15 protein-coding genes are annotated in these 15,191 nt (G+C 69.4%); 10 read left to right on the top strand and 5 right to left on the bottom strand.

Annotated elements, in window-relative coordinates; translation table 11 throughout:
* Positions 1 to 77: 77 nt before the first annotated feature.
* Positions 78 to 794 carry a FadR/GntR family transcriptional regulator gene (locus KEC57_RS04790; protein ID WP_229383376.1) on the bottom strand — a complete coding sequence of 239 codons (717 nt, stop codon included), beginning with the start codon at positions 792 to 794 and terminating at the stop codon, positions 78 to 80.
* Between the two features lie 124 nt (positions 795 to 918).
* Between KEC57_RS04790 and KEC57_RS04785 the strand changes: the two genes are divergently transcribed.
* From KEC57_RS04785 to KEC57_RS04755, 7 genes are all read left to right on the top strand, one after another.
* Positions 919 to 2,517, top strand: a complete 1,599-nt coding sequence (locus KEC57_RS04785; protein ID WP_229383375.1) for an ABC transporter substrate-binding protein — start codon at positions 919 to 921, stop codon at positions 2,515 to 2,517.
* A gap of 87 nt (positions 2,518 to 2,604) precedes the next feature.
* Positions 2,605 to 3,561 (top strand): ABC transporter permease, encoded by a 957-nt coding sequence (locus tag KEC57_RS04780; protein WP_229383374.1) that lies wholly within the window; start codon positions 2,605 to 2,607, stop codon positions 3,559 to 3,561.
* 4 nt (positions 3,562 to 3,565) lie between these two features.
* Positions 3,566 to 5,635 carry a dipeptide/oligopeptide/nickel ABC transporter permease/ATP-binding protein gene (locus tag KEC57_RS04775; protein ID WP_229383373.1) on the top strand — a complete coding sequence of 690 codons (2,070 nt, stop codon included), beginning with the start codon at positions 3,566 to 3,568 and terminating at the stop codon, positions 5,633 to 5,635.
* Positions 5,632 to 6,438: an ABC transporter ATP-binding protein gene (locus KEC57_RS04770; protein ID WP_229383372.1), complete on the top strand. Its 807-nt coding sequence runs from the start codon at positions 5,632 to 5,634 to the stop codon at positions 6,436 to 6,438. The genes KEC57_RS04775 and KEC57_RS04770 overlap by 4 nt, the downstream gene beginning before the upstream one ends.
* Before the next feature lie 23 nt (positions 6,439 to 6,461).
* Entirely contained in the window at positions 6,462 to 7,436 is a 975-nt protein-coding gene (locus tag KEC57_RS04765; protein ID WP_229383371.1) for a dihydrodipicolinate synthase family protein, read from the top strand.
* Positions 7,436 to 8,383, top strand: a complete 948-nt coding sequence (locus KEC57_RS04760; protein WP_229383370.1) for an ROK family protein — start codon at positions 7,436 to 7,438, stop codon at positions 8,381 to 8,383. Before KEC57_RS04765 ends, KEC57_RS04760 begins: the two co-directional genes overlap by 1 nt.
* A complete protein-coding gene (locus KEC57_RS04755) occupies positions 8,380 to 9,072 on the top strand; it encodes an N-acetylmannosamine-6-phosphate 2-epimerase (RefSeq protein ID WP_229383369.1) in 693 nt (230 codons plus the stop codon). The genes KEC57_RS04760 and KEC57_RS04755 overlap by 4 nt, the downstream gene beginning before the upstream one ends.
* A gap of 13 nt (positions 9,073 to 9,085) precedes the next feature.
* Here the strand turns inward: KEC57_RS04755 and KEC57_RS04750 are convergent, their stop codons facing one another.
* The 3 genes from KEC57_RS04750 to KEC57_RS04740 form a co-directional block, all read right to left on the bottom strand.
* Positions 9,086 to 10,489, bottom strand: coding sequence for a permease prefix domain 1-containing protein (locus tag KEC57_RS04750; protein ID WP_229383368.1), 1,404 nt, complete (start codon positions 10,487 to 10,489; stop codon positions 9,086 to 9,088).
* A gap of 1 nt (position 10,490) precedes the next feature.
* The gene (locus tag KEC57_RS04745; protein WP_229383367.1) at positions 10,491 to 10,853 is read right to left on the bottom strand and encodes a PadR family transcriptional regulator; all 363 of its coding nucleotides are present in this window, start codon (positions 10,851 to 10,853) and stop codon (positions 10,491 to 10,493) included.
* An 89-nt stretch (positions 10,854 to 10,942) separates the two neighbouring features.
* Positions 10,943 to 11,866 carry a helix-turn-helix transcriptional regulator gene (locus KEC57_RS04740; protein WP_229383366.1) on the bottom strand — a complete coding sequence of 308 codons (924 nt, stop codon included), beginning with the start codon at positions 11,864 to 11,866 and terminating at the stop codon, positions 10,943 to 10,945.
* 113 nt (positions 11,867 to 11,979) lie between these two features.
* Here KEC57_RS04740 and KEC57_RS04735 point away from each other — a divergent pair, with 113 nt between their 5' ends.
* Together KEC57_RS04735 and KEC57_RS04730 are read left to right on the top strand one after the other, a co-directional pair.
* On the top strand, positions 11,980 to 13,005 hold the full coding sequence (locus tag KEC57_RS04735; RefSeq protein WP_229383365.1) for an ion transporter: 1,026 nt from the start codon (positions 11,980 to 11,982) through the stop codon (positions 13,003 to 13,005).
* A 166-nt stretch (positions 13,006 to 13,171) separates the two neighbouring features.
* Entirely contained in the window at positions 13,172 to 13,390 is a 219-nt protein-coding gene (locus KEC57_RS04730) for a hypothetical protein (RefSeq protein WP_229383364.1), read from the top strand.
* A gap of 27 nt (positions 13,391 to 13,417) precedes the next feature.
* Here the strand turns inward: KEC57_RS04730 and KEC57_RS04725 are convergent, their stop codons facing one another.
* Positions 13,418 to 14,647, bottom strand: a complete 1,230-nt coding sequence (locus tag KEC57_RS04725) for an MFS transporter (protein ID WP_229383363.1) — start codon at positions 14,645 to 14,647, stop codon at positions 13,418 to 13,420.
* Between the two features lie 163 nt (positions 14,648 to 14,810).
* Between KEC57_RS04725 and KEC57_RS04720 the strand changes: the two genes are divergently transcribed.
* Positions 14,811 to 15,101, top strand: a complete 291-nt coding sequence (locus KEC57_RS04720; RefSeq protein WP_229383362.1) for a DUF4287 domain-containing protein — start codon at positions 14,811 to 14,813, stop codon at positions 15,099 to 15,101.
* The last annotated feature ends 90 nt before the right edge of the window (positions 15,102 to 15,191 follow it).

Raw genomic sequence — 15,191 nt, 5'->3', positions numbered from 1 at the left:
TAAAGGAGGAGGCTGGTCGTCTGTCAAACACCGGCGTAACGCTCGGTGCCAATTCTTGCACTGGGTACAGCTATTGCCTAACGGTCGACCGTGACACCGAGAGCGCGTTGCAGCGGCAGGTAGTGCTCGACCACTGCGCGCCGATAGGCCTCGACGTCGCCGGCGCGCGCCGCGCTCAGCATGTCGCCGTGGGCGTGGGCGGTGGTCTGCATGTCCGCGGGCATCGCCACGCTCAGCTGTGGGAGCACGGCGGTGTGGACATCCCAGAATGCACCTACGAGCTGCTCCGCGAGCCGGTTGCCGGTCGCGGCGAACAGCGTGGTGTGGAACGCGCGGTCGGCCTCGAGGAAGACTTCGCCGCGGTCGGCCTTCTCGACCATCTCGCTCACCATCTCGGTGAGCTCCTCGACGTCGGTGCCCTCCATCGCGGCCACGACCTTGTCCGCCATCGACAGGTCGAGCGCGAGGCGCACCTCGACGACCTCGCGCAGGGCGTCGAGCGAGCCGTCGGGCGAGAGGACGCCGCGGAAGACCAGTGCCTGCACCATGGGGTCGAGCGACATCCCGCCGACGTAGGTGCCGTGCCCATGGCGGACGTCGACGATGTCGAGCGTCGAGAGGGTGCGGATGGCCTCGCGGACGGAAGATCGCGAGACGTCGAGCGTCTCGCACAGCTCCGCTTCGGTCGGCAGGGGGTCGCCCGTTCGCAGGTTCCGGGTGAGGATGAGCTGCTTGATCTGATCAGCTGTCGTGACCCGGCGCATGCGGGATCCGCGGTTGTCGATCAAGGACATACGGCCCATCCGTTCTCAAGTAACAAGTTCGTTTCGCCCATTGTGCAGGTCGGGAACGTGTGTTTATAGTACGTCAGACGTCAGATGTCTTCAAGACGTCATCCCGACACCATCTGGAGCACTCATGAACCGATCCACTTCCCGCCGCCGCGCGGGGCGTCTCGCGGTCGTAGCGGCGGGCACCGTGGCCACTGCGCTCGTGCTGGCGGGCTGCGGCTCGTCCGCGACGCCGACCGCCGAAGACAGCGCGCCGGCAGCCGCAGTCGACCCCGACGGCATCATCGAAGCCGGTATCTCCTACGCCCTGAGCGGCAGCTTCGACCCGATGATCGCATCGGGCGCGGTCACCGTCTCTGCGAACTGGCACATCTTCGAGGGTCTCGTAGACCTCGACCCGGTTACGAAGGAGCCGTACGCGGCGCTTGCGGCCGACATGCCGACGCAGATCGACGACACCACGTACGAGATCGACATCCGCGAGGGCGCGACCTTCCAGAACGGCGATCCGGTCACCGCCGAGGACATCGTGTTCAGCTACGAGCGTGTGCTGGACCCGGCCAGCGGCTCGCTGTTCACCCCCTACATCAGCTTCATCGACACCGTCACCGCGGTCGACGACGACACGGTGCAGATCACGACGGACTACCCCTTCTCGCTGCTCGACGAGCGTCTCGGGGTCGTCAAGATCGTTCCGCAGTCGGTCGTCGAGGCCGATGCCGAAGCCTTCGGTGCCAACCCGATCGGGTCGGGACCGTACTCGCTCGTCTCGGCCGTCCCCGAGGACAAGCTCGTCTTCGAGGCGTACGCGGACTACAACGGCCCGCGCCCCGCGCAGGCGGCCGGCATGAACTGGAACCTGCTCGCCGACTCGGCCGCGCGCGTCACGGCGATGTCGTCCGGCACGATCCAGGCAATGGAGGATGTCCCGTACATCGACGTCGACACGCTCGCGTCGACCGTCGACGTCGAGAGCGTGCAGTCGTTCGGCCTGCTGTTCATGATGTTCAACACGGATGCCGCGCCGTTCGACGACGCCCGTGTGCGTCAGGCGTTCTTCTACGCGCTCGACATGGACAAGATCATCGAGACGGGCATGCTCGGCAATGCGACCGCGGCGACCTCGTTCCTGCCGGAGACCTACCCGAACTACAACGAGGCGTCCACCGTCTACACGTACGACCCCGACAAGGCCGAGGAGCTGCTCGACGAGGCCGGCGTCTCGGACCTGTCGATCACGCTGCTGACCACCGACACCGGTTGGGTGAAGGAAGTCGCTCCGCTCATCAAGGAGTCGCTGGATGCCATCGGTGTGGACGTGACGCTCGACGTCGCCCAGTCCGCGGCGCAGTACGCGAAGGTCGACTCCGGCGACTACACCGTCATGGTCGCTCCCGGTGACCCGTCGGTCTTCGGAACCGACCCCGACCTGCTGATGAACTGGTGGTACGGCGACAACGTGTGGCCGAACACCCGCACGAACTGGGCCGACACCGAAGAGTACGCGCAGCTGCGCGAACTGATCGACACCGCAGTCCAGGAGGACGGCGACGCGCAGCAGGAGACCTGGAACCAGGCATTCGACCTGCTCTCCGATGAAGCAGTCCTCTACCCGCTGTTCCACCGCAAGCTCCCCACCGCGTGGAGCAGCCAGGAGCTCGTCGGATTCGAGCCGGTCCCCACCACGGGCCTCTCGTTCCTCGACGTCGGCGTCGCCGCCGAGTAGCTCGACCCGCAATGCACCCGGGGGGTGCGCTGAGGCGCACCTCCCGGGACCACCCCCCCCGGACCCATCCCCAGGAAGGAACGGCCCGTGTCGAACACGCTCCGTCTCATCGGCCGACGGCTGCTTCAGCTGCCGCTGATGATCCTGGGCATCACGTTCCTCGTGTTCTTCGTGATGTCCTTCTCACCGGTCGACCCGGCGCGCACCGCGCTCGGCGAGACCGCATCGCCCGAGGCGCTCGAGGCCTACCGTGAGGCGAACGGGCTGAACAGCCCCTTGATCGTGCGCTACCTCGACTTCCTCGCCGGGTTGTTCCAGGGCGACCTCGGAACCTACTCCGCTCGCAGCCTTCCGGTCGCAGACGAGGTGGCCCGCGCCTTCCCGATCACGCTCTCCCTGACATTCCTCGGCTTGCTGATCGCCGTCTTCTTCGCCTTCATCCTGGGAGTGCTCGCTGCGGTCTACCGCGACCGCTGGCCCGACAAGGCCATCCGCATCCTGGGCGTCGCGTCGCTGTCGACGCCGTCGTTCTGGCTCGCGATCCTGCTGATCCAGCTCTTCACCCTGCAGCTGGGACTGCTTCCCGCCTCCGGCCCGCTGCCGCCGTTCTCCGAGGATCCCGCCGGGTGGCTCGCCCGCATGACCCTGCCCGCCTTGGCGCTCGCCATCCCTGTCATCGGACAGCTGTCGCGCGTCGTCCGCTCCTCGATGGTCGAGGAGCTGGATCGCGACTTCGTGCGCACGGCACTGGGCGGCGGCGTCCCCCGTGTCGTGGTGGTCGCCCGCAACGTGCTCCGCAACGCGCTCATCACCCCGGTCACCGTCCTCGGACTGCGCATCGGCTACCTGCTCGGCGGAGCGGTGGTGATCGAGGTCATCTTCGCGATCCCCGGCATGGGAACCCTGATCCTCAACGGCGTGACCAACAACGAACCCAACCTCGTGCAGGGCGTGACGCTGGTGGTCTCACTGGCGTTCGTCGTGATCAACATCATCGTCGATCTCCTGTACGTGCTCATCAATCCCCGAATCCGGGCGGTGTGACACCATGCGACGCAAACTGACTGAACGACTCTCCGTCCCCGGCCTGCGGCTGGGAGGACTGTCTCTCGGATCGATCATCTGCCTGACGATCCTCGCCATCATCACGCTGGCCGCGATCTTCGCGCCCTTCGTGGCTCCCTACAGCCCGCTGGCCTCCGGACCCCCGGTGCAGCCGCCCAGCCCCGAGCACTGGTTCGGCACCGACCGTCAGGGGCGTGACATCTTCTCGCGCCTGGTCTACGGCGGCCGCTACTCGCTCTCGATCGGCCTCGGCGCGACGATCATCGCGCTCCTCGCCGCCGCCGCGCTCGGCACGATCGCGGCGACCGCGCCGAAGTGGATCTCCGAGACGCTGATGCGCATCATGGACGTCATCATGTCGTTCCCCGGCATCGCGTTGGCCGCCGTGTTCGTCGCGGTGTTCGGCAAGTCCCTGCCGGTGCTCATCCTCACCATCGCCTTCCTCTACGTGCCGCAGCTGACCCGCATCGTCCGTGCGAACATCCTCGATCAATACGGCGAGGACTACGTGTCGGCCGTGCGCGTCATGGGCGCCTCCACGTTCCGGATCATCGTCAAGCACGTCGCACGCAACACCATGGCGCCCGTGCTCGTCTTCGCGACGGTGCTGGTCGCCGACGCGATCATCTTCGAGGCATCGCTGTCATTCCTGCAGGCAGGGGTGCCGGACCCCGAACCGTCCTGGGGCAATGTGATCGCCGCCGGTCGCAACCTGCTGATGAGCGGCGCCTGGTGGGCGACGTTCTTCCCGGGTCTGCTGATCATGGTCACGGTGCTGTGCCTGAACATCCTCTCCGACAGCATGACCGACGCCATTGTCGCCCCCCGGGCGCGCAAGGTGACCACGGATGCCGCGTCGATGGAGGAGGCGACCGCTGTCCTCGAAGAGGCGCAGGCGCCCACCGGCGACGACATCTCCGCGGCCGAGATCGCCGACGGCCGCGCGTTCGACCGCGCCGAGGTGCCCATCGTCACCGAGGCCAGCGCCATCATCGAGGCGACGACCGCGGTCGTTCCCCTCGAGGAGCGTCTCGCGACGCTGCGCGAGGTCGAGCTCCGCCGGACGGATCGCCTCGTGTACACGGGCGACGCCGCACCCCTGCTGGAGGTGCAGGACCTGTCGATCTCGTTCCCGCGCCACGGCGACGTCGCCGTCGTCGACGGCGTCAATTTCACGGTGCGCCCGGGCGAGACCATGGCTCTGGTCGGCGAGTCCGGCTGCGGCAAGTCGATCACCTCGCTCGCAGTGATGGGACTGCTCGATCCGAGCGCGAAGATCAGCGGCAGGATCATGTTCGACGGCAAGGATCTGCTGCAGATGCCGCAGTCCGAGCGCAACGGCCTGCGCGGCAACGACATCGCGATGATCTACCAGGATGCGCTCAGCTCGCTGAATCCGGCGATGCCGATCCGCGCCCAGATGAAGCAGCTCACCTCGCGCGGCGGCACCCGCACCGCCGAGGACCTGCTGACCCTCGTCGGCCTCGACCCGCAGCGCACGCTCAGCGCGTACCCGCACGAGCTGTCCGGCGGCCAGCGGCAGCGCGTCCTCATCGCGATGGCCCTCACCCGCAATCCGCGGCTGGTGATCGCCGACGAGCCCACGACCGCGCTGGACGTGACGGTGCAGGCGCAGGTGATCGACCTGCTGAACTCGCTGCGCGAAGAGCTCGGCTTCGCCATGCTCTTCGTCTCGCACGATCTCGCCCTGGTCGCCGAGCTCGCCCACCGCATCACGGTCATGTACGCCGGCCAGGTCGTCGAACAGGGCACCACGCGCGAGCTGCTCACCCAGCCGCTGCACGAGTACACGCGGGGCCTGCTGGGCGCGGTGCTGTCGATCGAGTCCGGATCCGATCGCCTCCACCAGGTTCCCGGCACCGTGCCGTCGCCCAAGGACTTCCCGTCGGGAGACCGCTTCGCGCCGAGATCCTCGAATCCGCAGCGCAACGCGGGCGTCGTCCCGGTCCGTCGCCGGATCGAGGGGACCGAGCACTACTACAACGCGCATCCCGAGGATGCGCCCGTCCAGCCGATCGGGGGTGCACGATGACCGAGCCGATCATCGAGCTGAGGGATGTCCACGTCCGATTCAAGACGCGCACGTCCGGACTGTTCCAGAAGTCCTACGTCGACGCGCTCGCGGGGGTCTCGTTCACGGTCGAGCGCGGCCGGACGCTGGGGATCGTCGGAGAGTCGGGCTCGGGAAAATCCACGGCTGCGAAGGTGCTCGTCGGACTGGAGCAGCCCACCTCGGGCGAGGTGGTGATCGCCGGCGAGACGGTGACCACGTTCACCGGCGCCGTGCGCAACCGGCTGGGGCGGATCCTGTCCGTCGTGTTCCAGGATCCGGCCACGGCCCTGAACTCGCGCATGACGATCCGCGACGCTCTGATGGATCCGATGCAGGTCCATCGCATCGGGTCCGCCGCCTCGCGCGACCGGCGCGTGCGCGAGCTCATCGGCCTCGTCGGTCTCCCGCAGTCGGCGCTCGACGCGCTGCCCGGCCAGCTCTCGGGCGGCCAGCGTCAACGTGTCGCGATCGCGCGCGCCCTGGCCCTGGACCCGCAGGTGATCGTGGCCGACGAGCCCACGTCGGCGCTGGATGTCTCGGTCCGCGCGCAGATCCTCAATCTGCTGACCGATCTGAAGAACGAGCTGGGCCTCGGCATGGTCTTCATCTCGCACGACATCCAGACCGTTCGCTACCTGTCCGACGAGATCGCCGTCATGAACAAGGGGCGCATCGTCGAGTACGGCGACGCCGCCCAGATCTTCGATCACCCCACCGACGAGTACACCCGCACGCTGCTGGGCGCCGCGCCCTCGCTGCTCGAACCCCACAACCACGCTTGAACCACCTCACACAGGACACCACCATGCTCACTGCCTCCCAGGCCCCGCTGCCCGCCACCGTCCGATTCGCCGGCGTCGTGCCGCCTGTCGCCACGCCCCTCCTGCCCGACGGCGAGATCGACTTCGCCGGTCTCGAGCGCCTCGTCGACCACCTCGTGAACGAGGGGGTGTCGGGACTGTTCGCGCTGGGGTCGACCGGTGAGACCGCCTACTTCACCGACGGCCAGCGCGTCGATATCGCGCGCACCATCGTCGGCGCCTCGGCCGGCCGCGTGCCGGTTATCGCCGGGGCGATCGAACTCACCTCGCGACGCGTCATCGAGACGGCGCAGCGCCTGACCGCGACCGGTGTGGATGCGATCGTGACGACCGCGCCCCTGTACACGCTCAACTCGCCCACCGAGGTCGCGGCGCACTTCCGCGCGATCGCCGCCGGCATCGACGCACCGCTGTGGGCGTATGACGTGCCCGTGCGCGTGCACTCGAAGCTCTCGCTCGATCTGCTCATCGAGCTCGGCCGCGACGGCGTGATCCACGGCGTCAAGGACTCCTCGGGCGACGACGTCGGGTTCCGCCGCCTGGTCGCAGCGAACGACGCCGCCGGGCGTCCGCTGCAGCTGCTCACCGGCCACGAGGTCGTCGTGGACGCCATCGCGCTCGCCGGCGCCGACGGCGTGGTCCCCGGGCTCGCGAATGTCGAGGCCGCCGGCTACGTGCGCCTGTGGGATGCCGCGACCCGCGGCGACTGGGACACCGCCCGCGCCGAGCAGGAGCGGCTCAACCGTCTGTTCGAGATCGTCTTCCAGCCGCGGGGACTCTCGGGCGACGCGACGGGCGTCGGTGCGTTCAAGGCCGCCATGAAGGCGCGCGGGATCATCGATCACGACACGATGGCATCGACCGTCCAGCCCATCGGGGACGAGGCCGTGGCACGCATCCGCGCGATCCTCGCCGACCTCGACCTGCTGCCGAAGGCGGCTTCCGAGTCGCAGGCGTGATGACCGACGCCGTGATCGCCGTCGACATCGGCGGCACCAAGACGGCGGTGGCGGTGATCGACCGCGACGAGCGGATCATCGACACCCTCGTCGCGCCGACGCCGGGGCCCGACGGTCCCGACGCGATCATCGGCACGGTCGTCGGACTCGTCTCGGCGCTCGCGGGGCGGTCGGATGACGACATCCGCGCTCTCGGCGTCGGCACCGCGGGCGTCGTGGACGTCGGGTGCGGAGCGATCGTCTCGGCGACCGACACCCTGGCGAACTGGGCGGGAACGCCCCTCGCCGCACGCCTGCGCGAAGAGCTGGCAGGCGTGATCGGCGTGAACGGGCTCGTGCACGTGCAGAACGACGTCGACGCGCACGCGCTCGGCGAGCTGCGCCGCGGCGCGGCTGTCGGCGCGCGCAGCGCCCTCGTGGTCGCCGTGGGCACCGGCGTCGGCGCCGGCATCATCCTCGGCGGGGCGCCACTGCGCGGAGCCCGGCATGTGGCGGGAGAGATCGCCCACATCCCCACCCCCGGCGCCGAGCACCTCCGCTGCCCCTGCGGGAGGGCCGGGCACCTCGAGGCACTCGGCTCGGGCATCGGCATGCACCGCCACTACCTGTCGCTCGGAGGCTCGCCGGCCGTCGCGGACGCCCGCGGCATCGCTGCTCTCGCTCTGGACGGCGATCCGATCGCCGGACGGGCGCTCGAGGACTCCGCCGCCGCGGTCGGGCGGGCGCTGGCCGCCGCCGTCACCCTCATCGACCCGGAGCGCGTGGTCGTCACCGGGGGAGTGGCCCAGATCGGCGACGTCTGGTGGCAGCCGATGGAGCGCACCTTCCGGGCCGAGGTGATCGACGCGCTCGATGACGTGCCGATCGTGCCCGGCGTACTCGGCGGGCGGGCTCCGCTGATCGGCGCGGCGGCATCCGCGTGGGAACTGGTGGGAGAGATCCGATGACAGCTGCAGACTTCGAGAAGATCCTCGGCCGCCTCGCGGGCGGCCTGGTCGTGTCGTGTCAGGCGTACCCCGGCGAGGCGATGCGCGACCCGCGCACGATGGCGCAGGTGGCGCATGCGGCCGTCGTCGGCGGGGCGGCGGGCGTACGGCTGCAGGGCATCGCCGACATCCGTGCGGTCGCCGACCTCGACGTGCCGGTGGTGGGCCTGTGGAAGGACGGCGGCGGCGACGTGTTCATCACGCCGACGCTCGAGCACGCCCGCGCCGTCGCCGATGCCGGCGCCGACATCGTCGCGCTCGACGGCACGCGCCGAGCGCGCCCGGACGGCCTCACCCTCGCCGAGACGATCGCGGGCCTGCGCGAGACGCACGACGTGCTGGTCATGGCGGACTGCGGGTCGCTCGACGACGCGATCGCCGCAGAAGCCGCCGGCGCCGACATCCTGGGCACGACGCTGTCGGGCTACACGTCCGAGCGGCCGAAGAGCACCGGGCCGGACCTCGAGCTCATCGCTCAGATCGCCGCGGCCTGCACGCGTCCGATCGTCGCGGAAGGGCGCATCCACACCCCCGCGCACGCCGCCGCCGCCCGCGCCGCGGGCGCCTTCGCCGTCTGCGTCGGCACCGCCATCACCCACCCCGCCACGATCACGTCGTGGTTCGACGCCGCGGTGCGCGCGGCGGGATGACCGCGTTCACGGCTCACGCGTAGGCGAAGAGCGGCGGGAACACGATCACCACGACCGCGGACCACGCCAGGTAGACCGGCACGTAGCCGGTCTGCCAGCGCTCGAGACGCCCGAACGGCGTCCTGCCGAGCGAGAAGCGCAGCTGCAGCCACGCGGCCCCGGCGAGGTTGACGAGCAGGATGAGGTTGAGCCCCAGCGACGCGAGCTTGTTGGGACTTGCCCCCCACTCCGCGATGCGGCCGATCATCGCCACGAGCACCATGACATCGACGACGAGCGCCGCGAGCACCATCACCAGCTGGATGCGGTCGAACCAGGTCGCCGGCGCCATCGGGTCGCGGGCCGACAGTGCATACAGCAGCAGTGCGAGCACCACCACGAGCACGACGTCGAAGATGATCAGCAGGTCCCGCTGGCCGAACACCTCGGGCCCGTCGCCTGGGTCGACGAGGTTTCCCTGCACGAATCCGGCCACGATGAAGGCGAGCAGCAGCAGGGTGAACAGCGGGGTGAACAGCTTCGTCAGGACGGGCGCGATGTTCTCGATGACGGCCTGCTTCGCTTCGACCAGCCATGCCGCGATGACGACCGCCCCCGCGATGCCGCACGGCACGAGCCACTCCGAGACGAACCATGAAACGTCCAGGCCGATCGCGCCGAACACCCCCATCGTGAGGGCGATGAGGACTCCGCCGCCGAGGGCGATGAGCACGAAGTACACGAACCACTCGCCGGTGAACCGGATGAAGTCCATGCGCGCGCGCGGTGAGCGCACCGCTCCGTTCGCATACGCGATTCCCGTCACGAGCCACAGGGCTACGACGGTGTGGATCGCCGCGAGGACGAGCGTCGCGGCATCCGGAGCGAACGGATAGAGCGTCAGCACCAGCGTCGCGAGAGCGAAGGGCGCCGCGACCACGCCGATCGTGGTGAGCGCGGAACGACGGCGCACGAGGAAGTACGCGGCCAGGAACGGCAGCACGAGCAGGGCGAAGTAGCGGCCGTAGAAGTCGCCGTCCTCGCCGAATCCGATGCCGAACAGCGCCGGCACCTTCACCGCGAGCGCCGACCCGACCGCGAGCCCTACCGCCAGAGCGAGGGCGTTGGTGCGCGACTCGCGGGGGGCGTCGGCGAACATGAGCTGCTTCCACAGCCGGTCGGAGTGCTCGCGGGCGAACTCCCGCGAGAGGGAGTCGAGGGCACCCAGCCGCTTCACGGCGACGAGAAACGCCTCGTCGGCGGCGAGACCGGATGCCTCGAGCCGGTCGATCTCGCCGCGCAGGTGGTCTTCCAGCTCGTCGACGTCGCGTGACGCGATCGCCTCGCGCCGCGACACGTACTCGCGCCAGGCTGCGATCTGCTCTTCGACCCGCTTGTCGGCGGACGGTGCGGGGGCGGGATCGGTGCCGTCGGCCATCTCACGCACCCCCGAGGGCGAACTGGCTGCCGCCGTCGCGGTCGGCCCACACCTGCTGCAGCGCCTGACTCACGACCGTCCACTGGCGGCGCTGCTCGGCGAATGCAGCGCGGCCGGTGGCGCTCAGCCGGTAGTGCTTGCGCGGGCGCCCGGTCGGCGACGCACCCCACGCCGCTTCGACGTGCCCGAGGCGCTCGAGCCGGTGCAGCAGCGGGTACAGCATGCCGTCGCTCCACTCGAGCTCGCCGTGGGACAGCTCGCTCACCCGCTGCAGGATCGCGTAGCCGTAGGACTCGCCTTCGGCGAGGATGCCGAGCACCATGGGCGTCGCCGCGGCGGCCACGAGGTCTTTGCCGATCTTCACGCGTCCTCCATACGTAGAGGATCCATATACATAGATCCACAATGTACCTAGAGGTGCAATGTATCACGCGAGGCCGCCGGCCTCCACGCTCACTCGTCGGTCACGCGCGTCCGGGGGCGCAGGTCGGCGGAGTCGGATGTCGCGGCCCAGCTCGCGAGCACCTTCAACGCATCCGCCGACGCGGTGCCGGGCTCGGCGGTGTAGGTCGACATCGACAGGCCCGGGTCGGCGGGCAGGTCGAACGCCTCGTACACGAGCTCGAGATCGCCCACGACGGGATGGTGGATGCGCTTGTCGCCGGTGCGGTGGTAGCGCACGTTGTGGGTGGCCCAGAGCGTGCGGAACCTCTCGGACCGCGTCGACAGCTCACCTACGAGGTCGGTGAGCCGCCTGTCGAACGGATGGCGCCCGGCTTCCCCGCGCATCGCGGCGACCATCTCGCGCGAGACGCGATCCCAGTCGGGGTAGAACTCCTGCGACGCGGGGTCGAGGAACACGAAGCGGGCGCTGTTGGGCGACGCGCTCGCGAACAGCGGTGCATAGAGTGCGCGTCCGAGGCGGTTCGCGGCGATGAAGTCGAAGTGGTCGGTCCGTACGATCGCGGGCGCCTCGGTGATGGCGTCCAGGAGTCGTTGGATGCTCGGGCGCAGAGTCGTCGTCCGCCGCGGTGCTCGACGGGGCACGGGTCCGGTGTTCGCGGCGCGGGCGAGGTCGAACAGGTGCGCGGTCTCGGCCTCGTCGAGCTGGAGGGCACGGGCGAGCGCATCGAGTACGGCGTCCGATGCCCCGGCCAGGTTGCCGCGCTCCAGACGCGTGTAGTAGTCGACGCTCATGCCCGACAGCATTGCGACCTCCTCGCGGCGGAGCCCCGCGACGCGGCGATTGCCACCGTAGGCCGGAAGTCCGGCGCGATCGGGGGTCAGGCGCGCTCGCCGGCTCGTGAGGAACTCTCGCACCTCGGCGCGCGGATCAGCCGCCGCCGCCGGCGGGTTCGGGGTGCTGTCGTGGTCCACGGGATCGACGCTACGCCGATCCCGGTGCGTGAGGCAGGTACCGCCGTTACCCGGAAAGGCTCCACAATGGTGCCGCGGCCGCTCGTCAGCGGCCCGAGTCCGAGGAGTCGTCCATGGCCAGAGCACGCGAACGGGCGGCAGCCCGGGCGGAGTTGAAGAACACCGCCTACGAGATCTTCATCGGCATCCTGTCGATCATGTCGATCGCCAACCTCGTGATGGTCTACGCGTTCGTCGACGACCCCTCCCTGCAGATGATCCTGTCGGTGATGAACGGCCTGTTCAGCCTCATCTTCCTGGGCGATTTCATCTACCGCATCTCCACCGCGCCATCGGCATGGCGATACTTCCTCCTCGGCTACGGATGGGCGGATCTGCTGGCCAGCCTGCCATTCCCGCAGCTGAAGATCCTGCGCCTGTTCCGGCTGCTGCGCGTGTACCGGCTGATGCGCGACCTCGGACCGCGCACGATCTGGACGACCCTCGTCCACGATCGCGCGAACAGCGCGCTGATGACGCTGCTTCTGATGGGCGTGCTCGTCCTCCAGTACGGCAGCATCACGATCCTCGCGATCGAGGAGAATGCCGAAGGCGCGAACATCACGTCCGCCTCCGACGCGCTCTGGTACACCATCGTCACGATCTCGACCGTCGGCTACGGCGATCAGTTCCCCGTGACCAACGCCGGCCGGCTCGTCGGCGCGATGATCATCATCGTCGGCGTCGGCATCTTCGGCACGTTCACCGGCTACCTCGCGAACCTGTTCCTCGGTCCCGGCAAGAAGATCGACGCACCCGACGAAGAGACGGATGCCGCGACCGCCGTCGCCGCGCCCGCTGCGAGCGACTCGACCACATCGGCCGTGTCGCATGCCGCCGCCAAGGGGGTGGCGGCGGGAGCCGCCTCCGGGGCCGTGGCCAAGGGGGTCGCGGCGGCAGCCGCCTCGGGCCAGGCGGCGAAGGGCGGCTCGGCCGGCGTCCGGACCACTCCTGCCGCCGCACCCGCCACCACAGACGCCGACGCTCCCGCCGCAGCGGACGCGGACGCGGATCGCGACGCGCACCTGCAGGCTCTGCTCACACAGTCCGAGACGACGCTGGCCGAGATCCGGCGCCTCGTCGCGGGCGTCTCGCCCTGACCGGCTCGAAGGAGTCGCGGAGTGCACCGGACTCGGGGTGCTCGGCGACACCGATCGGCTGCTCGCCTGCGGCGATCCGCGCCGCCGAGGAGTGTCGCGCACCGCAGTGAGGTCTGTCATCCTTGACCCCAGCGCGGTCGACGGGGCCGGTGCAGGAGGAGACACCATGGCCGGCAGGTACGACCTCGAGACCACGACGCTCGGCCGGCTGCTCGATGACCCTGATGCGCGCGCCATCATCGTCGAACTCGTCCCCGAACTGCCGGATCACCCGATGATCGGATTCGCGAAGGGCATGCCTGCCGCTGCGGTGCTGAAGCTCGCGGCCGGTCAGCTGCCGCCCGACACGGTCGCACAGCTCACCACGCGCATCGCTGCTCTCTGACACGTACGCGCGGGCAGACCGGGCGGATCAGCGGCGCGAGGCGATCGCGTTCGCGATTCCCGCAGCCAGCACGACGGACGCCGCGACGGCCGGCGCGATGAGCGCGGCCGCGGCTCCCGAGGATTCGGCGACCAGACCGGTGACGGCGGATGCCGCGGACTGGCCGACGACGACGGCCGAGCCCAGCATCGTCATCACCGTCGCAGAGCGGCCCTTCGGGCTGAACGCGGCCGCGAGGCTGTACTGAGAGACGAGCGTCGGGCCGATGCCGACTCCGATGACGAGCAGGCACACGGCGATCGCGCCGACCGAGTCGACGAACGGCAGCGCGAGCGTGCCGCCGACCAGCACCGCCGCGAACGTCAGCCAGCGCGCGGTGAGGGTGAAGCGGGCGGGGAAGAGCGCGACGCCGAGCGCCAGCGCCGCTGAACCGAGGCCCATCGCACCGTAGACCAGGCCCGCCTGCTCGGGAATGCCCCGCTCGGCCATGAACGCGGTGAGCGAGGTGAGCATGGATCCGAAGAACAGACCCATGCCCAGGGCGCCCGCGACCGGTGCGATCACCCGAGCCCGGAAGAGCTCGCGCGCAGGAGCCTGAGACGCAGGCGACGCGGACGATGCGGCGGGGGCGGATGCGGTCGGATGCAGCGCGAATGCGCTCACGAACACCAGGGCGAGCACGGCTGCGCCGATGACCGGCGCCGCCGGACTCAGGGTGGTCGCGAGCAGCCCCACGATCACCGGACCGAAGACGAAGACGATCTCGTCCGCCGCGGACTCGTACGCCATCGTCCCGTTCACCGTGGTGGTGCGGCGGTCGGCCGGGTAGGTGCGGCCGATGATGCCCACGAGCCGGCTGCGCGACAGCGGCGACACCTGCGGCATCGACGCGCCGATGAGGAACGCGACGACGAGCAGTGCGGCATCCGGAACCGTCGCGAACGCGAGCCACGCGATCGCCAGCAGCATGAGGCTGTTCACCGTGCCCGAGACGAGCAGCACGCGCCGCTGCCCGAAGCGGTCGGCGGCGGCCCCGAGAAGGGGGCCGATGAGGGCCGTGCCGAGGCCGGTCATCGCCGAGGTCACGCCGGCGAGGGCGAGGGATCCGCGCGCCGAGACGACGAGGGTCAGGATGCCGACCACCATCATCGCGAAGGGAAGACGGGCGACGAGCGCGATCGGGAAGTAGCCGAGGCCTGCTTCGCGGATGAGGCTGGGCGCTCTGGTGCGCCGCGTATCGGCGATCGTCGTGTGCATGTATGTCTCCTGGCGTCAGCCGCGGATCGCGGCGGGTCGTGTCGCCTTGGTCCGCGCACGGCCAGGTAGATACACATCGAGGATGGGCCCCGTTAGTCTACCGCCGGTGCCTGAACGAACCCCGGGCATCGGGCAGACACACGAATCGCGCAAGGAGCATCACATGTCGTTCCAGGCATACCTCGACGCCGTCGAGACCAAGACCGGCCTCACGCCGCGCCAGATCGTCGACCTCGCCCACGAGAAGGGTTTCGACGAGCAGACCAAGGCCGCACCCATCGTCGAATGGCTCGCTGCCGACTACGGACTCGGGCGGGGCCACGCCATGGCGATGGTCCATGTGATCACGAAGGGGCCGCAGATCAGCGACAAGCACGTCGGCACGGGAACGACGCACGCGGATTCGTCGAACATGCTCTGGCTCGACGGCAAGGCGACGAACCCGAATCCCTGACCCGCCGTTGCCCTTGGGGGAGCGCGCCCCGCCGTCGCGGAGCGTTACCGGTATCACGAAAACTTCGAAAACCATTGCGTTCCGAGTCGT

The sequence above is a fragment of the Microbacterium allomyrinae genome, assembly GCF_020682705.1.
Taxonomy (GTDB): Bacteria; Actinomycetota; Actinomycetes; order Actinomycetales; family Microbacteriaceae; genus Microbacterium; species Microbacterium allomyrinae.
The sequence above is the reverse complement of the archived record's forward strand: the minus strand, read 5'-3'. Positions and strand labels throughout refer to the sequence as shown.